The following is an 18,846-nucleotide window of genomic DNA, read 5'->3' on the forward strand; positions in this document are numbered from 1 at the left end:
GTAGCTTCAGGACGGCTCGGACTTTCCTCTGCCGCCGAGCATTGCCCATGCGATCACTCCGGCCGTAACGACGCCGACGCCTATCGCGTAACGCGCGAATACGTTGTCACCGAATCCGATCGGCAAAACCGCAAGAAGGACGACGCCCAGTACCCAGACTGCGATGTATTTCACATGGCCCTCCGAAGGTTATCGAGCGAGCATGCACAAAGCAGCGGTGTGGGATGCGTAAAGCAGTGGGTCGTCTTCTCCTGCGGCTTGTCCGGTTTGCACCTGTTCGAGAATGAAACCGAGCTTGCGTGCGCGAGCGCCGGACGCCTTTGCTGCTTCGGCTTGAAGCTGCTGTACGGTGTATGTGCCGGCCGCGAGTGCCACTGCTACCTTGCCCGCCATCGCGCCAGTGCTGCTGCACTCCGCCACGTCGTCAACGCTGGCGATTGCGGCCTCCCCAATCCCCGGAAAAGCAGCCGCCAAGCACGCGACGAGCGCAGCAGCCGTAGTGATTTTTCTTGGTGTCCTCGTGGTTGTCATTGTTGTCCTCGTAGCGTTCGAGGCGGGCATCTTACACGATGCCGCTGGTTTGGTATTACGAAAGCGCAGCAGCCCGTCCTGGGCCTTCCTGGCGCGTCCTGGACATCTCGGGAAGTGACGGGAGTCCACGGGAAGCGCAGGCTCATTTTTGTCCGGAAAATGCGCGACAAGGTGTTCCCGGCCGCGCGAGCCAAAATCCCCCCATGCGGCCCCGAGCGCTTCTCTGGCCGGATGAAGCAATCCCGGCACGGCCACGGTAGGGCGTGGCGGCACCCTAGACCCCACGAAAGGCCCCACGTCGCACTAGCGGCGCTCGATAACTCATTGATTCATAAGGCGCTACGCGCAACGGCCATCGGACTAGGTAGACGGTGGCCCAGTAACGGCGGACGGCACGGGCCGTCACGGGCTGCCCTGAGCAGCACGGGCGTCACTGCGCCGCGCTCGCTTTCATTCGCACGCGTGTGCTTACGTGCCTCTGCTTTTTTGTTCTCTGCGCCGCTCGCGCTTCGCGCTCGCTCACACGGGCGAGCATGGGCCGTCACGGGCCATCACGGACACCCGATTAACTCAGCACAAGGTGATACCGCCGGGGAGCCTATGCCTCTATAGGATGTCTCTGAGACCGCCTAGGCCGCATGGTTCGCCTGTGCTGCGCTTCGCTTGTCGCTGTATGCCGCAGCCCTGACTCATCCCTTGCTATCCGGTGACTCACGGAGAGTCACGGGCATCTACGGGGGACACAAAGACCCCACAATGCAGTCAACAAATAAAGCGAGTGATTGACATTACATCGCTTCACGTTCACTATTCGACCTACCGAAGCGCACGACGCGCTGACGGATAGAGCGAATCACTGACGTTACGACGGAGTTAGAATGAGTCAGACAACATCGCAACAGGGGAAGCCCTTGGATATTCTCAAGACTGAGGCGGAGATTGCCAAGCTGCAAGTTGAAGCCGGTAAGCTGCTCGCGGAGACACAAAAGCTGAACCGTGAAAGCCGGTGGATGCCGCTGGTGTACGGGGCGGCGCTGGTGGGCGCGGCGACGGCGATTGCAAAGCTGTTCGTACACTGAGCCGGGTCGGGCGGGCATCGGTTCGCCTGTAAATAAAGTGAGTCAATGAGATGAAAATTATGGGGCGAGTCGCTTACATTGCGACGCACGGGGAATCCCCGCTAATTCGGGGCCGCGCAAACCGCATTTTGCGTGAGCGCTACGGTGTCTGGTTCCGCCCTAGCTGGCGTGCGGCCGTTGATCCGGTCTGGTTGAGCACATATTGACCGGGGCATTGATGGACGCACAACAGATAAAGCAGTGGGCAGCGGGTTGGAATGATGCAATGAGCAACCGACCGCCGTGCGGTGATTCTCTGGCGTATCGCGCCGGGTATTTTGAGGCTATCAAGTGAAGCGAGTGAATGATATGGAAAAGTTTCTCATGATCGATGTAGACGGCCACGGCCGCACGTGCCCGCGCATACGCCGCGCAAATCCGCGATGCGTTCGGATGGCCGGTCGCGATTGACCTTACGGGCGAATGAGGAGGAAGGGCGATGAGCAATGCTGAACTGTTCCAGCGGCAGACGTTGATTCCCGTCGAGCTGGTTGAGCCGTTGACGCTCGAAGAGATCGCAGATGTTATCGAGCTACCGGCGGCGCAGGACGCTGACCAGTGGGCAGTGTGCGCCCGCTAGTAAAGCGAGTTGATGAGTCGAAAGGACGAAACCCGGAGCATTCCGGGTCCGCACGTCAGGCGTGCGCTGATGAGTCCACTAGCAACGAAACGGAGTAGAGCATGACCGACATTACGAGTAACGACGACATCATCGACGTTCGCGACATCACGGACCGCGTTGAAGAGCTGCGCGAATCGCGCGAAGAATACGACGAGCAGCACGGGGCCGGCGCATGGGCAAAGATTGAGGATGGCGAACCGCAAGAGCTGGAAGCGCTTGAATCGCTGCTCGATGACATCCGGGGCTATGGCGGCGATCACCAATGGGAAGGGGACTGGTATCCGCTCATGTTGATTCGCGACAGCCACTTTGAGGAACACGCGGTGCAACTCGCGGAAGACATCGGAGCAATCGACAGTAGCGCGAAGTGGCCGAACAACTGCATCGATTGGGCGCAGGCTGCGCGGGAATTGCAACACGACTATTCAAGCGTCGAGTTCGACGGCGTGACGTACTGGCATCGGTAAGGGGACCACGATGCGCGTAACGATCAAGCTTCAGGGCGAAGCGAACGCACAGGCGCTATTCGACGTCATGCACGGCCGCGCGGTCTGCTGGAGAGAGGGTAACCGCGGCGGGTGGCAAGAGATCACGTTCGATCACGAAAGCGTTGAGGAAGCACGAGCGCACGTTCGCGAGCTATTCCCGCGCCTCAGATTTTCGGCGTCGCGGTGGATTTAGTGCGCCCGCAAGTAAAGCGAGTTACTTAGGTCGAAACCCCTTCGCGGGGTCTAGCGGTGGTGCCGCTACTGACGAGACCAATCAAACGGAGCACGGCAATGGTTCGCCTTTCCACACTCAAAACTGAGTTTCATTTCGCGGGGTTCGCTTGGCCCCGCCACGTCGCATGCATGCCGAAACGGTTTGCGAGCATTGCCGAACGCGTCGCGTACCCGTGCGGTGAGTATTACCACACGCCGAAACCGAATAGCACGGGCAAAGGCTTCTATCTCGAATCGGACGGTATGCCGGCCTTGCGCTGGACATGGTGCGACGAGATCGACGGCGCGAACATCGAGCATACGGGATGGTTCACGGACGAACACGGCGACGGCAACACAATACGCGGCATTGTTTTCCGCTTGCCTCACGGTCGCGGCTTTCTGCCCGGTTGGTCGATGGGCGAACGTATGGCGAGCGAAATCGAATATTCGCACGTATACGACGACGAGCGCGACGCGGCCCGCGCGGCGGATGACATGGCCGAACGCGTATCGGAACGCGAATGGTCGGCACGCGACGACGAACAGGACGGGGAGTAACGGCCATGCTTACAGCAGATCAAATCGACACGGCCGCGCGTCATTTCATCATCGCGGCAATTTGGGCGGATTGCCCGGAAGGCACGCGCCCCCGCGCAACGCGCAAGGCGCACGACACGGCCGCCGCGTTCGTCCGGCGCTTCGCTGAAGCGCACCCGGATATGTGCGCCGCCGCGATGGAATGCGAAGGCTACGGCACCCATCCGGACGCGGGAAGCCCGGCCGCCGCATTCGGGCACGACCTGTTTTTGACATGTGCCGGTCACGGTGTCGGCTTTTCGGATCGGCGGGAACTGCCCTTCGAACTGCGCACGTGTCTGGATAACGCGATACGGCGCGACTGGCGGCGCTGGTATCTCGCGCCGCAGTTCTATCGCGGCTGGCTGTACCTGCACGCGGGCGCATGATTTCTCGTCTAGAATTTTGGGCCGCGCCGCGAACGCGGACAAACACGCGCATCCCCGCGCTTCGTTTTTCTGAGGGGGGCGGCGGGGGAGCTTTCCTACATGTCCGGCGCAAAGCGCGGGTCCCCGATGCGCCGTTCCCGAACAGCCTGAGCCCGCCCAAACCATCACGCGGATTAACTCCGCACAGGTTGACCTCCCTGGGCCGCCTACGCCTCTATAAGACCTCTTAGAGCTGTCGTCCGTACCACACGACCCGCCCGATGATTGAGAAGTCCCGTTGATCTTCGGGGCTATTTAGCGTCACTTCGTAGGGTGGGTAATCCGGGTTTGCAGAGATCACCCGGATTGTCGATGACCCGATCCATTGGAGACGTTTGACCAGAATTTGCCCATCAAGCCTTAGCACGTAAATGCCGTCTTGTGGAGTCGTGTGAGCGTGATTGATGAGGATGTTGTCGCCTTCGTGGAGTACCGGATACATGGAGTCCCCATGGACACGTAGGACGCTTAGGTCCTTTGGGTCCGCATGGAGATAGTGCTCAACCCAGTGACGCCGGAACGCCATTGTGAAACGCGCCTTGCCTTCATCACCTAGCCAGAAGCCTACGCCAGCCGAAGCCTTCACGTCGTAGCGCGGGACATACACGAACTCATTGGCCGGGGTGTTCGTTGCCGGTTTGCTACCGGTGGAGCTACCATTTGGTAATTCATCTCGGCCAAGCAACCAATCAATTGATTTACTCGTTGCGTCAGCGATAGCGATGAGTCCCTCTGCCTTCGGCACACTTCCGCGCTTAATCGTTTGCAGGGTGCCATCTGTGATGCCGACGCTACGACCCCAACTGTAAAGGTTGTCGTGGCCTATTGCTTCGTAGAGACGTTCCAGGAATATCGCAGCGGGAGCTACGGCGTGCATGACTTCCTCCTGCCCGCTCGGGCGTGAATCTCGCGCGATTGTACGTGAAGCAAGGAACCATTTGGGAGTTTTCAATCGATAAAATGTTGCTATAAGTTACCGAAAGGTAATTATGAGATACCATTTGGGAGTTTGCAAACGATGTCTTACTATCTCCCAACGGCCATGAGTCGTCAGTAGTGAGTAACCTGAGAGGATGACGTAAAGCGAATTGCTTATACGTTTTCATAGTACAGCGTATTGGTGTACATTAGCGAACTCTAACAACCTTGCGTTACTGGAGTTTCGCCATGACCATGAAAGTTGACGAGTCGACAACAAAGCTTCGCACGCGCTTCGGCCAGTGGTTGAAGGCCAAGCGCGAGGAGACCGGGATGACGCAGCTCGAAATGGCTGTGCATCTCAACTACGGATACCCCGTGTTCGTTAGCCAGGTCGAGCGCGGTGCCTCCCTTTTGCCGGAACACGATATCCGGCAGTGGGCGGAGTTGCTTCGGGTCGATTCGGCGGAGTTCGCAAAACAGTACCTGTACTACTGCCGGCCGTTTGTGTACGAAGCCATGTATGGGAAAGACCCTTATGCACTTGAAAAACTTCCGCGAAGCGGAAAAACAATCAAACCAGCACCAAAGAAGTCTGCTCGAAAGTCTGCATAGACGGGCGAGTGAAGCCTTGGCCGCCGCCTGCGTCGGTGAGTATGTCGAAGACATACCTGGCTGGCCGTGGTTTTCAGTAGTTCTCGGGGACCTCGAACTGACGGTCTCTTATTATCCGACTGATGACAGCTATGTCATCCGCACGTCGGACTTCCGCATGATTCTCAGTGCGCCCGCAGAGCACGGTAGCGGCCCTGTGTGGGCATGCCTCGAATCCCTGCGCGGCGGGGCGCAGCCTCTGTCCCACGGGGAGGGCGTATGACGCTGTACAAGCGGCCTGATTCGGAAGTGTGGTGGTACGAGTTCGTCGTTAGCGGCAAGCGCTACCGGGGCAGCACGAAGACCACTTCGAAGCGCGATGCGCAGGCAGTGGAAGTCGACAAGAGACGTGAGGCGCTTGAGGATCAGCGACTCGCGCGGGACGGGGTGAAGCGGCTCACACTGCATCAAGTAGCCGAGAAATGGCTCGCTGCATCCGAGATCACTCACCGAGACCACAAGAACAACACGAGCCGCGTCCGCAAGCTGTTTGGGGACGAGCTGGTCCAGGTCGGCCGGGTCTGGGAGCTGGTGGAAGGGAAGCGCTATGGCCTCGCCAAGACGCTAATGGTGCACGAACTGACTCAGGGTCATCTGGTCGAGCTGAAGTCGCAACGCATGACCGAGGGCAACTCGCCGGCAACGATCAACCGCGAGATCAGCCTCGTTCAGACGCTCATGGGATACGCGGCAAGCCTGAATGTCGTGATGCCGTCCAAGGCGATCATCTGGAGCGACCGCCGGAACCGCGCGGCCAGCCTGAAGATGAAGGAGTCGAAGGGCAAGCTGCGATGGCTCACGCTGGAGGAGGAGGCGCTCCTCCTGAAGGAGCTGCGGAAGTGCGTGCGTCCCGACGACGTGTCAGGACTGGACAACCTGGACCTCGTGACGCTGCTGCTCGACACCGGGGCGCGGTACGAGGAGATCGCCGGCCTTCGTTGGCCGCAGGTTGACCTCGATGCGGGCCTTCTGTACCTGTACCGATCGAAGGTGGACAACGAGGGCGGCTTGCGCCTGACGCGGCGCTCGCTGGACATCCTGAAGCGTCGTAGGGACGATGTGCGGCCGAAGTCGTACGTCTTCCCGGCGCAGGAGATAGCGGGGCAGGGGAAGACGCGGTGGGCGGATGGTGACGAGTGCCGAGGCCATGCTACCGGCGCGATCCAAGCGGCCATCGACGCCTGCGGTCTCAACGACGACCCGTCGCGGGATCGCGTGACGCCTCATACGTTCCGGGACACGTTCGCGTCCCGGCTGGTGCAGAAGGGCGTCTCGCTGGTGAAGGTGCAGCACCTGCTCGGGCATGCCAACGCAACGATGACGCAGAAGTACGCGCATCTCTGCCCGGACAACACGGGCCGCGAGGCCGCCGACATTCTGGACAGTTTGCACGCTGATTAACTCAGCACAGGGTGACGACCCGAGCGGACACCCGCGTCGCAGTTCGCGGTTCGTTCATATTGGTATCGGTTAGAAGCGGTCTGATGGCAGAATTCCCGCTTACACCGTAACGTGGCACGAACCGAACTCGCACATTTATCCTATGCCGCTCGACCCTGAATCGCTGTACGTTCAACTTGGCCGACTCATTGAGACTATGCCCGACTTGCAGGCACCCGTGACGGCCGACACTAGCATGTGGTTAGGAAGGGCGGTCGCCCTTGTGGAGGAATCTGGGGATTTGATCGATGCGGTCGCGCTTAAGGGCGCGGGCGACAGTCTGGACTCGGTCCTGCGCCAGAAACACGCGGGAAAGATCGTCGCCGTTCTTCATCGTGCTCTTGCGCGGGCGGAACTGAAAGTGTCCGCGGCGACGACCGGCGCGTTTATTCCGGTAGGCGAGTCGTTCACAGCAATCGCCAAAATATCGAAGATCATGTCGGCTACTGATTCCAACGTCCTCATTGTCGACCCTTACGCTGACGAGAAGGTTCTGACCGACTATGCGGTGTTGGTTCCTGAAGGTAAGCGGGTCCGCGTGCTGTCCGACAAGCGAACCGTAGCGTCGGGGCTGCGGCCAGTGGCTCAACGATGGGCGGAACAGTATGGCGCGGGCAGGCCCGTCGAAGTACGACTCACGGCGCGGGGCCTGTTGCACGATCGTCTAATTGTCGTGGACGATGCGCAGGTGTGGACCCTTACCCAATCCCTCAAGGACTTTGCAGCGCGTTCGCCCGCTACCATAGTGAGGGTCGACGCGGGCACCGCTTCACTCAAAGTCGAGGCCTACAACACCATTTGGGGCGAGGCCACGGTCGTCGTGTGACATCGAAATGCGGCGTCTGCTACGCCGGCTGGCCGGGGTAGTAGCCCACGAGGGCGAACAGCGCAGTAAATTCGTACTGGCAGTCCTCGCAGATGTATTCCTGATGGACGGTGGCGCTGCCAACGGCGCAGGCACCAGCAGTTACCTTCGGGGAATTACAGGCGGGGCAGATGGTTTTCAGTGAAGCAGCGACGAGGGAGCGCCAATCATCGGGTTCGATCACGGCTGCCTCGCAGAAGGAGGAAATAACTCAGCACAGGGTGACGACCCTGTACGCCGGGGCTTCGGAAGTGATCCGAAGGTCATGGGTGCGCGATGCACCCACTCCCCACAACTGGCACCACGGTAAAGCTACCCACGGTAAAGCTACCCACGGTAAAGTGACTCGCTTTATATACTCGTGGTAACATCATGAATCTACTTCTAATTCTTTGGTAGGCCGTACTGGATTCGAACCAGTGACCAACGGATTAAAAGTCCGCTGCTCTACCAGCTGAGCTAACGACCCAAAGAGGCAAAATTATAGCGGCCGCTTTACAGGGTTGTCAATAAATTCGATCGTCGCGAACCGCATTTTTCCGCTACTTGACCGCATCCAGCTTGCTTTGCGCAGCCTGTGCGGCATCCGTGCCCGGGTATTGCGAGACGACCTGCTCGAGCGTCTTCTTCGCAGCGGCTTTCTGGCCTTGTTCGATCTGGTTCGTCGCGATCGCGACGAGCGCGTCGGCCGCCTTCGGATGCTGCGGGTAGTTCTTTACGAGGTTTTGCCACGTCGCGCTCGAGCCACGGTAGTCGCGAAGTGCATACTGCGCGTTGCCGAGCCAATATTGCGCGGTGGGCTGATAGGGGCTTTGCGGATATTTCGCGATGAATGAGCGAAACGAAGCCGCCGCGCCCTTGAAGTTGCCGTTGCGAAATTGCTGAGACGCGGCGTTGAACGCGTCCGTTTCCCCCGGCTGCACCGTGCCTTCGACGCCGTCCACCGTCTTTTGCTGCGGCTCGAACTTCTTGAGGCGCGCGTCCAGATCGGTGTAGTACTCCTTCTGTTGACGCTCGAGCGTCGTCAGGCGGTTCGTCAGATCCTCGTTTTCGCCACGCAGCGTCGCGACCTGCTGATTCAGTTGGTCGAGACGGCCTGACTGGTCGAGGATCGTGCGTTGTGCGGCCGACAGCTGACTCGTCAGGTTCTCGGTCTTGCTGCGCAGGTCGAGCACCGCGCGGCGGGCCTCGTCATCGTCGAAAAGGCCGGCATGAGCCGGCGCAGCCGCAAGAGCCGCGCCGGCCATGCACAACGAAGCGGCGGTGTGCATCCAGGAAAAACGGTGCGTCATACAGCGATTCTTCCGTGACTTACTGTTGATAGACGAGGTCCGCGCGGCGGTTCTGCGCCCACGACGCTTCGTCGTGGCCGAGCGCCACCGGCTTTTCCTTGCCGAGGCTCACGGCTTCCATCTGCGTATCCGCAACGCCGAGCAGCGACAGCGCGCGGCGCACGGCTTCGGCCCGCTTCTGGCCCAGCGCGAGGTTGTACTCGCTGGTGCCGCGCTCGTCGGTGTTGCCCTGGATCAGGACGTGGCGCTGCGGGTGGCTCTTCAAGTATTGCGCGTGTTGTTGCAGCAGCGGCTGGTACTGATCCTGCACCGAATAGCTGTCGAAATCGAAATAGATGCTGCGCTTTGCGAGCGGGCTGTTCGGATCGTTGAGCGGGTCGACGGTGACTTGCGCGACGTTTTCCGGATTCGTTTGCGATGCGTTTTGATTGGCGTTTTCGTCGACCTTCACGCCCGACTTACACGCGGCGAGCACGCCGATCGTTAGCATCGCGAGCGCAAGACGAAGTTTTTTCGACATCATATTGATTCTCCTTGTGGTTATTGCATGAAGGGTCCCCAGGACGGCTCACGCACGCCGCCCTGAATGGACAGGATCTGCGGCGGCGCGCTGCCGTCGGAGGGGACGGCAGCAAGTACGCTGCGGCCGCCCGACTGAGTGGCGTACAGAATGTACTGGCCGTTCGCCGCAAAGCTCGGCGACTCGTCGCGCGTCGTGTTGGTGACGGCGTTCGCCGCCCCTGTTTGCAGATCTTGGACATACAGCTTGAAGCCCCCGCCGGTACGCGAGATGTACGCGAGCAGCTTGCCGTCCGGGCTGACCCGCGGGCTTGTATTGTAGCTGCCGGTGAACGTCACGCGCTGCGCCGCGCCGGCGCTTTCGCCTTCGGCCGGCATTCTGTAAATCTGCGGTGCGCCGCCGCGGTCGCTCGTGAAGTAGATCCACTTGCCATCAGGAGAATAGAACGGTTCGGTGTCGATCGAGCCGCTGCGCGTGAGGCGCTTGAGCCCGCCGCCCGACGCATTGACCGAATAAATCTGCGTGTTGCCCGTGAGCGACAGCGCAACCGCGAGCGTCTGACTGTCCGGAGACCACGCGGGCGCGCTGTTATTGCCTTTCTGATTCGAGATCACGTAGCGGCGGCCGGTCGGCAGATCGTGAATGTAGACGACCGGCTTTTTCAGCTCGAACGACACATACGCGACCTTGGTGCCGCTCGGCGACCACGCCGGCGAGATGATCGGCTCCTTGCTCGTGAGCGCGGGAATCGGATTTTGTCCGTCGGAGTCGGAGATCAGCAGCCGGTACGAATTGCCGGTGCGCTGTACATACGACAGGCGGGTGTTGAACACGCCGCGCACGCCGAGGAGCTTTTGATAGATGTAATCGGCGATCTTGTGACCGGCCTTGCGCATCGCTTCGCCGTCGTTCGACGCCGTCAGCGACAGGCCGCCCAGGCTTTGTTGTTTGACCGTGTCGTACAGGATGAAGTTGACCTTGTACTGGCCGCCCGATTCGCGGGTCACGCTGCCCGCGACGAACGCGTTCGCGCCTTTCGCCTTCCATCCGCCAAAGTCCGGCGACGCCGTTTCGGGCACGGGCGTACTGCCTGCGTCGACGTTCGTGAATTTGCCGCTTCTGGCCAGATCGGCGCGCACGATCGACGTGACCTGCTGAGGCAGGCTCGCTTCGTTGACGAAATTGGCGGTGGCGATCGGAAACTGGGTGGAGCCGACGCCCGTGATCAATACGTTCACTTGCGCGTGGGCGCCGGCGCCCGCCGCGATCAAACACGAGGCCACGAGTGCCCTAAAACCTAGCTTCGTCATCAAACTCATGCTTCCTGTTCCCGTATGTGCTTGCTTGCGCGAAAGACTCAAAGATACCCGATTCGTTCCCGTCGCGACGGCGCGAGTGTACGCGTAAATACGTCTATTCCGCCGCCCTGAAGGTAATCGTAATCTGGCTGGGGGTTTGGCCGTTGGTGTCGGGCGGCAGCGGCACCGATGCCTGGATCGCGTTGATCACGGCCTGATCCCACCCCGAATTTCCGCTGGAACGGCGAATCGACGCGCTGAGCACGTCGCCCGACGGCGTACAACGAATCGAGACGACGGTGACGAGGCCTTCGCGCTCGCCGCCCCAAACGATGTGCGGCTTCACGCGCCGCCGTACCTTGTCCGCGTAGCCGGGGGACGCCGCGGTGCCGCCCGAGCCGGTGCCGGTGCCGCTCTTCGCGAGCCCTTCGCCGCCGCCCGAGCCGGCCATCCCTTGCAGTTGCGCGAGGCGGGCCTGCCGTTCCTTGTCGAGCTTCGCGCGCGCCGCCGCATTCGCCTTGGCCGCCGCCGCGGCCTTCGCCGCTTTTTCGGCCTCGGCCTTCTTCTGGGCGGCAAGCTGCTCCTGCTTCTCTTGCTTCTTCAGCTGCTCGAGCTTTTGTTGCTCGAGCCTGCGCTGCTGTTCCGAGGCGAGCTGTTGTTGCTTGAGCTTGTCGGCCTGCTTCTGCTTCTCGCGCTCCGCCGCCTGCTGGGCGGCAAGCTGCGCGGCTTGTTGGGCGGCAAGCTGTTGTGCCTTCAGCCGCTGCCGGCGCTGCTCTTCGAGTTGGGCTTCGCGGGCCGCGGCCTGCTGTGCGCGCCGCCTTTGCTGCAACGCAATATCCGCTTCGTCGTTCTTGACGGGCTCGGGAGCAGGGGCCGCCTTCACGGGTGGCGCGGGGCGCGGCACGGATGTGTCCGGAATCTCGGTCCAAAGCTCGGCCTGCGCGCCTGCGGGCGTGCTGTTTGGCCACTGGATGCCGTGATAAAGAAAGAGCGCGAGCAAAACATGCATCAGCGCCGCGAGCAGGAACGCGCGGCCGGTGCCGCGTTCGCGCGGCGGCTTGTGCGGATAGGCGGCGCGTGGTTGGCTCGACATCATTGCGATTTGACGAGCAGGCCGACGCGCTTCACGCCGCGCGCCTTCAGATCGGACATCACCGACATGACCGCGTCATACTGAACCGTCTTGTCCGCCGCGATCACAACCGGCTGATCCGGGTGATCGGCTTGGCGCGACACGATGAAGCTGTCAAGCTCGGCTTTCGTCATCGCATCTTCCTGCGACGCGCCCGATTCGCTCTTGTAGCGAACGCTTATTTTGCCGTCGGCGCGGATGTTGACGACGACGGGCGGCGTCTGATCCTGCGGCGCCGCATTGCCGACGGTCGGCAGATTGACGATCGACGGCGCGACGAGCGGCGCCGTGACCATGAAAATGACGAGCAGCACGAGCATCACGTCGATGTATGGCACGACGTTGATGTCGGCCATCGAGCGGCGCGAGCGGCCGCCGCGCATGCTGGAACGAATGGGAGTGCCGGCCATCGCGTGCTCCTTATTGCGCTTGGCGCTGCAGGATGTTCGAGAATTCTTCGATGAACGTCTCGAAGCGGATCGCGAGGCGGTCGATATCGTGCGCGTAGCGGTTATACGCGACGACTGCCGGAATCGCGGCGAACAGGCCGATCGCGGTTGCGACGAGCGCCTCGGCGATGCCGGGCGCGACGTTCGCGAGCGTGGCTTGTTGCACGTTCGCGAGCCCCCGGAACGAGTTCATGATCCCCCAGACGGTGCCGAACAGACCGATATACGGGCTGACCGAGCCGACCGACGCGAGGAACGACAGGTTGGATTCGAGAACGTCCATTTCACGCTGGAATGATGCGCGCATCGCTCGGCGGGCGCCATCGAGAAGGAGTGTCGGATCGCTCAGGCGCTTTTCCTTCGCTTTGAGGAATTCCCGCATCCCCGATTCGAAGATCCGCTCGAGCGCGCCGATCGTGTGACGATTGTTTGCCGCGCTCTGGTACAGCGCCTGCAGATCGCCGCCCGACCAGAAGTCGCGCTCGAAGCGCTCGGTTTGCGCGCGGGCGCGGCGGATCGCAAACCATTTGCGGAAAATGAAGGTCCACGACATCAGCGACAGGATGAGCAGGAGCCCCATCACCGCCTGAGCGAGCACGCTCGCATTGAGGACGAGGGAGATGATCGACAGGTCTTGAGCAGTGTTCATAGAGGTTTGATTAACGTCCCCTTCGGGGAGGGCCTGACCAGGGTGCCCGGCCGGAATATTCCGGCGGCGCGCTGCAGGGCCATTCGGTTTGGCGCGCCGCAGGCACCCCGCCGAACCTAGCTTAGTAGCGGGTCACGGGGGTGAAGTTCATCGGCAGTGTCTAAACGGCACCCGGGCGCTCGGCGTTGACACCGCCGCCGCGCAGGCCGCGCGCGGCCGGCCCCCGCTTGAGCGCCTCGAAGACGGGCGGCGGGATCAGGCTCGATCGGAACACGGTGCGATCGACGCAGGCAATTCTCACCTTGGCGGTGACGAGGAGCATATCGTCCCGCCACGCCTGTTGGGTGAACGTCACCGATGCATGGCCGAGCCGGTCGATCTTGCAGGTGATCGTGAGCGCGTCGTCGAGCCGCGCCGGGGCGCGGTAGTTGAGCGCGGCATCGCAGACGACGAAGATCGCTCCCGTCTCGTCGGCGACGCGCCGTTGGTCGACGCCGCACGCACGCAGCCATTCGGTGCGCGCGCGCTCGAAGAATTTCAGGTAGTTCGCGTAATAGACGACGCCGCCGGTATCGGTATCCTCGTAGTACACGCGAACGGGCCACACAAAGTCTGGCGCTGCGTCTGGCTGTTGGGTGGGCTCAATCATGGCGCGCATTCTACCGGAACGGCGATTTCGATTCGTAACGGTATGTCGTCGCGCGGGGCGGCTTTGCGGGCCCCCGCGCGCTCGACCCGGCTCAGCTCCGATGAACGGTCAGCCCGGCAGGGGCTTGCGCGACCGGCATCATCTCGATCGTGTTGATGTTTACGTGCGCGGGGCGGGTGGCGATCCAGTAGATCGTGTCGGCGATGTCCTGCGCGGTGAGTGGGGCGACGTTCGCATAGACATTTGCCGCCTTTGCGTCGTCACCACGATAGCGCACGTTCGAGAATTCGGTGCCGCCGCAGAGGCCCGGCTCGATATCGGTCACACGCAGCGGCGTGCCGACCAGATCCGCGCGCAAATTCAGACTGAACTGGCGTACAAACGCCTTGGTTGCGCCGTAGACGTTGCCGCCGGGGTACGGATAGCTGCCCGCGACCGAGCCGAGATTGAAGATATGGCCGCGGCCGCGCTCGATCATGCCCGGCAACAGTGTGCGCGTGACCGCGACGAGGCCCGAGCAGTTCGTGTCGATCATCGTTTGCCATTCGTCGAGGCTTGCCTTGTGCGCAGGCTCGACGCCGAGCGCGAGGCCTGCGTTATTGACGAGCACGTCGATCGCGCCAAACTCCGCGGGCAGCGACGCCGGCACGGCTTCGACGGCCGCCCGGTCGCGGACGTCGAGTTCGAGCGGCAAAAGCGCGTTGCCTAGCTCGGCGGCAAGCGCGTCGAGACGATCCTTGCGGCGCGCGGTGGCGACGACGCGATGGCCGCCTTTGGCGAAGATCCGGGCGATGGCGGCGCCGAAACCCGCCGACGCGCCGGTGACGAACACGATCATTGCTGCTGCTCCTTGATGGACGCTTGGGACGCTTGCTTGGTGGAACACGCTAGCCTACTGGCATTGCGGCGGTGCGACAAGGCCGGGATGCGCCAGACGCGCGCCCCGCGCAGACCGGGCTGGCGGTGCCAATCAATTTGCCCCTTTTTTTGGCCGGCATGGTCCGGCAAGCTCCGTTTGGTTGCCTATTCACCGTGCATCCAATAAACTAATGCGCTCAATATCTCCCTGCGTGACTGGCGATAAGGCCTTTCGGGGCCAAGGTGGAGCGTCCCACCGTGAAGCGCGGGGTTCGCTTTTGCCGTTCGCCTGGGCAGCCGTTGTGCGCCGTGTCGCGTGCGCATCGCCGGTGGCTGTCCTGCCTCGCGTTCCACGGAATCCTCCGCTACGTCGAGCTGGCTCTCCACCGTGTCGAGCTGGCCGGGCGACATATTCGGCCATTTTCGGTCAACCTGTACACACTTAACGGAAACCGTATGTTTGACAGAGCCCAGAGCACCATTGCGAATGTGGACCCCGAAATTTGGCAAGCGATTCAGCAAGAGAACACTCGCCAGGAAGAGCATATCGAGCTGATCGCTTCGGAAAATTACACAAGCCCGGCCGTGATGGCGGCGCAGGGCTCGCAGCTCACCAACAAATATGCGGAAGGCTATCCGGGCAAGCGCTATTACGGCGGCTGCGAGTACGTGGACATCGTCGAGCAGCTTGCGATCGATCGTGTGAAGCAGCTTTTCGGCGCCGAAGCCGCGAACGTGCAGCCGAACTCCGGCTCGCAGGCGAACCAGGGCGTGTTTTTCGCCATGCTCAAGCCGGGCGACACGATCATGGGGATGAGCCTTGCGCACGGCGGCCATTTGACGCATGGCTCGCCGGTCAACATGTCGGGCAAGTGGTTCAACGTCGTCAGCTATGGCCTGAACGAAAGCGAGGACATCGACTACGCCGCCGCGCAGAAGCTCGCTGAAGAGCACAAGCCGAAGATGATCGTCGCGGGCGCGTCGGCGTTCGCGTTGAAGATCGATTTCGAGCGTCTCGCGAAGATCGCGAAGTCGGTCGGCGCTTACTTGATGGTCGACATGGCGCACTACGCGGGGCTGATTGCCGCGGGCGTCTATCCGAACCCGGTGCCGCACGCCGATTTCGTCACGACGACCACGCACAAAAGCCTGCGCGGCCCGCGTGGCGGCGTGATCCTGATGAAGGCCGAATACGAGAAGCAGATCAATTCGGCGATCTTCCCGGGCATCCAGGGCGGCCCGCTGATGCATGTGATCGCGGCGAAGGCCGTGGCGTTCAAGGAAGCGCTGTCGCCTGAGTTCAAGACGTATCAGCAGAAGGTGGTCGAGAACGCACGCGTGCTGGCCGACACGCTCGTAAAGCGCGGCCTGCGCATTGTGTCCGGCCGTACCGAAAGCCACGTGATGCTCGTCGATCTGCGCGCGAAGAACATTACCGGCAAGGCGGCGGAAGCGGCGCTCGGCGCGGCGCACATCACGGTCAACAAGAATGCGATTCCGAATGATCCGGAAAAACCGTTCGTGACGAGCGGTATCCGTCTTGGCTCGCCGGCGATGACGACGCGCGGCTTTGGCCCGCAGGAGGTCGAACTCGTGGGTAATCTGCTCGCCGACGTGCTGGAGAATCCGGAGGACGAAGCGACGATCGCGCGTGTGCGTGCACAGGTCGCCGAGCTGACGAAGCGGTTCCCGGTTTACCGCTGATCGGCCATGCGCTGCCCGTTTTGCCGGCACGACGACACGCAAGTAGTGGATTCTCGCGTGTCGGAGGACGGCGCCGCGATACGCCGGCGCCGCCGCTGCTCGGCCTGCGATAAGCGTTTCACGACGTATGAGCGGGTCGAGCTGGCGTTGCCTGCCGTTGTGAAGAAAGATGGCAGCCGCACCGAATTCGATCGCCGCAAGATCGTCGCAAGCATGCAACTGGCGCTGCGCAAGCGTCCCGTTGCGGCTGACGCGATCGACGCGGCGGTCGCACGCATCGAATATCAATTGCTCGCATCCGGCGAGCGCGAGGTCCGTAGTGAAAGGCTCGGCGAACTCGTAATGAACGAGCTGCGCGCTCTCGATACGATTGCCTATGTGCGTTTCGCGTCTGTCTATCGGCGGTTCGAGGACGTGTCCGAGTTCGCGGACGTGATCGAAGAATTCCGGCGCACGGCGCCCGCGAAGCCGCCGCGCAAGCGTTGAGCTTGCATATTTCCTTTCCTTTTTCATTCCGTAATCCGTCCGTTTCTTGTGTGCATTGCCCGGGCTTATCGCGCGGCAACCATGCTCGCCTGGACGATTGTCGTTCGCGTCGCCATGACGCGCGACTCGGCCAATCGGCAGATGGTATGCATGTGCACGTACCGGTAGAGTCGACGCATTGGATTGACGGAGGCGCACGATGCAGGCGGGCAGCAACTGGCGGGTAGCGGCGGGATTTACGCTCATCGAGCTGATGGTTGTGCTTGTGCTGATCGCGCTCGCCACGACGTTGACGGCATCGACGCTCTCCGGAGCGCGAATGCGCGATCGGGTCGAGGCGCGCGCTCGCATATTCGGCGCGGCGTTGGCTTATGCGCGTGCAGAAGCGTTCAGACTCGGCACTCGCGTCGTGCTATGCCGGGCCGGCACGGCAGCCGGATGTATCGCGGCGGGCCGGCCCTGTAACGATAGTGCGACCGATTGGTCGTGCGGCTGGTTGGTGGTCGTTGCGGATGGCGCTCGCGGTACGCGCGTGCTGCGGCGTTTCGCGCGCGATTCGCAGGTGGCCGTGACGGGTGCGGGCGGCGACATTGTGTTCACGCCGCCGGCAGGACAAGTGATCGGCGGTTTTCGGAGTTTCGAATTTACGCCACACGATGCATCGGGCGTATGGCGCGGCGAGCGCTGGCTGCGTTGTTTGCGGATCGCGTCGGGCGGCCGCGTGCGGATCACGGAGGGCGGTTGTGGAGCGCCGGCGTGAAGCGCCGCCGTATGACGCGGGGCGGCTCGCTGGTGGAGGTGACAGTCGCGTCGGCACTGCTTGCGATGGCCGCGCTCAGTGTGATTGCCGCATTGCTTGCGGCGATACGCAGCGAGCGTGATGCCGTATATCGCGAGCAGGCATGGCTTCTCGCCGATTCCTGGGCTGAAACGGCCCGGTCTGTCGGACCGGCGGGCATTGACTGGCAAGCAGCGGTGACTGCGTTGCCGCATGGCAAGTTGGCGCTTGTCGGCGCGGGCGGCGGCATGGCGACGCTGCGAATCGAGTGGGCCGGTGCACAGCCGGCAGCCGAAGGTCCATCGAGTTGCACTGGGGTTTTTGTAACGGCGGGCGGCGTGCGATGTGTGGCGCTTGCCTTTGCGACTGCGGGCGGCGGATGAATCGGATATCGCATTGGCGCGCCCATACGTTGATCGAGGCAATGGTCGCGATGACGCTCGGTTTGCTGATTTTGCTAACGGCGGTGTCGCTTTATCGCGTCCAACGGGCAGCGTATGCGGCGGCGGCGGATGCCGCACGGATGCGCGATTCGGCGCAAGCGGCGCTTGTGTTGCTCGCTCAGCAGATTCAGATGGCCGGTTTCGTGCCACTTGATGCGCACGATGTGCTGCCGGCGCCTGGACTCTTCGGATGTGTGCGGGCACGGGCTGTCGGTGCGGATACTCAGCCGGCATGCGATCCGCTTGCGAGTGGCTCGGACGGGCTCGTCGTGCGCTACGTTGGCGACGGCGTGTCGACGTGGCTTACGGTAACCGGCCAGGCGACGGATTGCCTCGGTCAGGGTGTCGGTGCGGCTGATGCGAAACCGTTGATCGTCAATCGCTTTTACACGCGTGTCAGCGCGTCGACGGGCGAGCCTGAGCTGTATTGCGAAGGCAGCGGCAGGCGCGGGCTTGCGCAGCCACTCGTCGAAGGTGTCGAGCGATTGTGGTTGCGTTACCGGTTGCGCGGTGCCTCGGAGTGGGTTGATGCATCGGCGCTGTCTGCTTCGGCCTGGGATAGCGTCGCAGCCGTTGCCGTCTGTATTGAGGTGCGCGGAAGGCCGACTGGCCGTGCGGCGCGCTATGTCGACTGTTCGGGACGAGCAGTGGTGGCCACGGATACTCGAGCAAGGCTCGTATTGCGCCGTTATGTTGCGGTTCGCAATCGGAGGAACGGATGAGTGCTTCATC

25 protein-coding genes, 1 tRNA gene and 1 riboswitch are annotated in these 18,846 nt (G+C 61.9%); of the genes, 13 read left to right on the plus strand and 13 right to left on the minus strand.

Annotated features, from left to right (window positions below; all coding sequences use genetic code 11):
• Positions 1-6: 6 nt before the first annotated feature.
• Both AQ611_RS25370 and AQ611_RS05095 read right to left on the minus strand, forming a co-directional pair.
• Positions 7-174 carry a hypothetical protein gene (locus tag AQ611_RS25370; protein ID WP_156789211.1) on the minus strand — a complete coding sequence of 56 codons (168 nt, stop codon included), beginning with the start codon at positions 172-174 and terminating at the stop codon, positions 7-9.
• A 15-nt stretch (positions 175-189) separates the two neighbouring features.
• Positions 190-531: a hypothetical protein gene (locus tag AQ611_RS05095; protein ID WP_146011808.1), complete on the minus strand. Its 342-nt coding sequence runs from the start codon at positions 529-531 to the stop codon at positions 190-192.
• 911 nt (positions 532-1,442) lie between these two features.
• On the opposite strand from AQ611_RS05095, the gene AQ611_RS05100 reads away from it, so the two are divergent.
• From AQ611_RS05100 to AQ611_RS05120, 5 genes are all read left to right on the plus strand, one after another.
• Positions 1,443-1,610, plus strand: a complete 168-nt coding sequence (locus tag AQ611_RS05100; RefSeq protein ID WP_231935907.1) for a hypothetical protein — start codon at positions 1,443-1,445, stop codon at positions 1,608-1,610.
• Positions 1,611-2,088: 478 nt separating this feature from the next.
• Positions 2,089-2,229, plus strand: a complete 141-nt coding sequence (locus AQ611_RS25375; protein ID WP_156789212.1) for a hypothetical protein — start codon at positions 2,089-2,091, stop codon at positions 2,227-2,229.
• Between the two features lie 101 nt (positions 2,230-2,330).
• A complete protein-coding gene (locus AQ611_RS05105) occupies positions 2,331-2,738 on the plus strand; it encodes a hypothetical protein (protein ID WP_069233902.1) in 408 nt (135 codons plus the stop codon).
• Between the two features lie 384 nt (positions 2,739-3,122).
• Entirely contained in the window at positions 3,123-3,533 is a 411-nt protein-coding gene (locus AQ611_RS05115) for a hypothetical protein (RefSeq protein ID WP_197517127.1), read from the plus strand.
• A 5-nt stretch (positions 3,534-3,538) separates the two neighbouring features.
• Positions 3,539-3,940, plus strand: a complete 402-nt coding sequence (locus AQ611_RS05120; RefSeq protein WP_069233905.1) for a hypothetical protein — start codon at positions 3,539-3,541, stop codon at positions 3,938-3,940.
• Between the two features lie 226 nt (positions 3,941-4,166).
• Here the strand turns inward: AQ611_RS05120 and AQ611_RS05125 are convergent, their stop codons facing one another.
• Entirely contained in the window at positions 4,167-4,856 is a 690-nt protein-coding gene (locus AQ611_RS05125) for a S24 family peptidase (protein ID WP_083237240.1), read from the minus strand.
• A 290-nt stretch (positions 4,857-5,146) separates the two neighbouring features.
• Here AQ611_RS05125 and AQ611_RS05130 point away from each other — a divergent pair, with 290 nt between their 5' ends.
• The 3 genes from AQ611_RS05130 (at position 5,147) to AQ611_RS05140 (ending at position 7,817) form a co-directional block, all read left to right on the plus strand.
• Positions 5,147-5,512 carry a helix-turn-helix domain-containing protein gene (locus AQ611_RS05130; protein WP_069233906.1) on the plus strand — a complete coding sequence of 122 codons (366 nt, stop codon included), beginning with the start codon at positions 5,147-5,149 and terminating at the stop codon, positions 5,510-5,512.
• 258 nt (positions 5,513-5,770) lie between these two features.
• Positions 5,771-6,952 (plus strand): tyrosine-type recombinase/integrase, encoded by a 1,182-nt coding sequence (locus tag AQ611_RS05135; RefSeq protein WP_180978162.1) that lies wholly within the window; start codon positions 5,771-5,773, stop codon positions 6,950-6,952.
• A gap of 280 nt (positions 6,953-7,232) precedes the next feature.
• Positions 7,233-7,817 (plus strand): phospholipase D-like domain-containing protein, encoded by a 585-nt coding sequence (locus AQ611_RS05140; protein WP_146011810.1) that lies wholly within the window; start codon positions 7,233-7,235, stop codon positions 7,815-7,817.
• A 19-nt stretch (positions 7,818-7,836) separates the two neighbouring features.
• Here AQ611_RS05140 and AQ611_RS25380 read toward each other — a convergent pair whose 3' ends face one another.
• The 10 genes from AQ611_RS25380 to AQ611_RS05185 form a co-directional block, all read right to left on the minus strand.
• Entirely contained in the window at positions 7,837-8,040 is a 204-nt protein-coding gene (locus tag AQ611_RS25380) for a hypothetical protein (RefSeq protein ID WP_146011811.1), read from the minus strand.
• 209 nt (positions 8,041-8,249) lie between these two features.
• A tRNA-Lys gene (locus tag AQ611_RS05145) sits at positions 8,250-8,325 on the minus strand.
• Between the two features lie 73 nt (positions 8,326-8,398).
• Positions 8,399-9,148, minus strand: a complete 750-nt coding sequence (gene ybgF, locus AQ611_RS05150) for a tol-pal system protein YbgF (protein WP_069233909.1) — start codon at positions 9,146-9,148, stop codon at positions 8,399-8,401.
• A 19-nt stretch (positions 9,149-9,167) separates the two neighbouring features.
• Positions 9,168-9,671 (minus strand): peptidoglycan-associated lipoprotein Pal, encoded by a 504-nt coding sequence (gene pal, locus AQ611_RS05155; protein WP_059520046.1) that lies wholly within the window; start codon positions 9,669-9,671, stop codon positions 9,168-9,170.
• 17 nt (positions 9,672-9,688) lie between these two features.
• Positions 9,689-10,987: a Tol-Pal system beta propeller repeat protein TolB gene (tolB, locus tag AQ611_RS05160; RefSeq protein ID WP_069233910.1), complete on the minus strand. Its 1,299-nt coding sequence runs from the start codon at positions 10,985-10,987 to the stop codon at positions 9,689-9,691.
• 94 nt (positions 10,988-11,081) lie between these two features.
• Positions 11,082-12,062, minus strand: coding sequence for a cell envelope integrity protein TolA (gene tolA / locus AQ611_RS05165; protein WP_069233911.1), 981 nt, complete (start codon positions 12,060-12,062; stop codon positions 11,082-11,084).
• A complete protein-coding gene (gene tolR, locus AQ611_RS05170; protein WP_059520043.1) occupies positions 12,059-12,508 on the minus strand; it encodes a protein TolR in 450 nt (149 codons plus the stop codon). Before tolR ends, tolA begins: the two co-directional genes overlap by 4 nt.
• Positions 12,509-12,518: 10 nt before the next feature.
• Positions 12,519-13,196, minus strand: coding sequence for a protein TolQ (gene tolQ / locus AQ611_RS05175; protein WP_059520042.1), 678 nt, complete (start codon positions 13,194-13,196; stop codon positions 12,519-12,521).
• Positions 13,197-13,356: 160 nt separating this feature from the next.
• The gene (ybgC, locus tag AQ611_RS05180; protein WP_069233912.1) at positions 13,357-13,854 is read right to left on the minus strand and encodes a tol-pal system-associated acyl-CoA thioesterase; all 498 of its coding nucleotides are present in this window, start codon (positions 13,852-13,854) and stop codon (positions 13,357-13,359) included.
• A gap of 82 nt (positions 13,855-13,936) precedes the next feature.
• Positions 13,937-14,683: an SDR family oxidoreductase gene (locus tag AQ611_RS05185; protein ID WP_059520040.1), complete on the minus strand. Its 747-nt coding sequence runs from the start codon at positions 14,681-14,683 to the stop codon at positions 13,937-13,939.
• A gap of 222 nt (positions 14,684-14,905) precedes the next feature.
• Positions 14,906-15,005: riboswitch (ZMP/ZTP riboswitch) on the plus strand.
• Between the two features lie 154 nt (positions 15,006-15,159).
• On the opposite strand from AQ611_RS05185, the gene glyA reads away from it, so the two are divergent.
• The 5 genes from glyA to AQ611_RS05210 all read left to right on the plus strand — a co-directional run bounded on the left by glyA (position 15,160) and on the right by AQ611_RS05210 (position 18,836).
• Positions 15,160-16,407: a serine hydroxymethyltransferase gene (gene glyA / locus AQ611_RS05190; protein WP_069233913.1), complete on the plus strand. Its 1,248-nt coding sequence runs from the start codon at positions 15,160-15,162 to the stop codon at positions 16,405-16,407.
• Between the two features lie 6 nt (positions 16,408-16,413).
• Positions 16,414-16,893 carry a transcriptional regulator NrdR gene (gene nrdR, locus AQ611_RS05195; RefSeq protein WP_059520038.1) on the plus strand — a complete coding sequence of 160 codons (480 nt, stop codon included), beginning with the start codon at positions 16,414-16,416 and terminating at the stop codon, positions 16,891-16,893.
• A 199-nt stretch (positions 16,894-17,092) separates the two neighbouring features.
• Positions 17,093-17,653: a type II secretion system protein gene (locus AQ611_RS05200; protein WP_069233914.1), complete on the plus strand. Its 561-nt coding sequence runs from the start codon at positions 17,093-17,095 to the stop codon at positions 17,651-17,653.
• Complete coding sequence (locus tag AQ611_RS05205) at positions 17,650-18,054, plus strand: type IV pilus modification PilV family protein (protein ID WP_125910522.1); 405 nt, start codon at positions 17,650-17,652, stop codon at positions 18,052-18,054. The genes AQ611_RS05200 and AQ611_RS05205 overlap by 4 nt, the downstream gene beginning before the upstream one ends.
• Complete coding sequence (locus AQ611_RS05210; protein ID WP_069233915.1) at positions 18,051-18,836, plus strand: PilW family protein; 786 nt, start codon at positions 18,051-18,053, stop codon at positions 18,834-18,836. The genes AQ611_RS05205 and AQ611_RS05210 overlap by 4 nt, the downstream gene beginning before the upstream one ends.
• Positions 18,837-18,846 lie beyond the last annotated feature (10 nt).

It is taken from the genome of Burkholderia singularis (genome assembly GCF_001718875.1).
GTDB classification, from domain to species: Bacteria; Pseudomonadota; Gammaproteobacteria; order Burkholderiales; family Burkholderiaceae; genus Burkholderia; species Burkholderia singularis.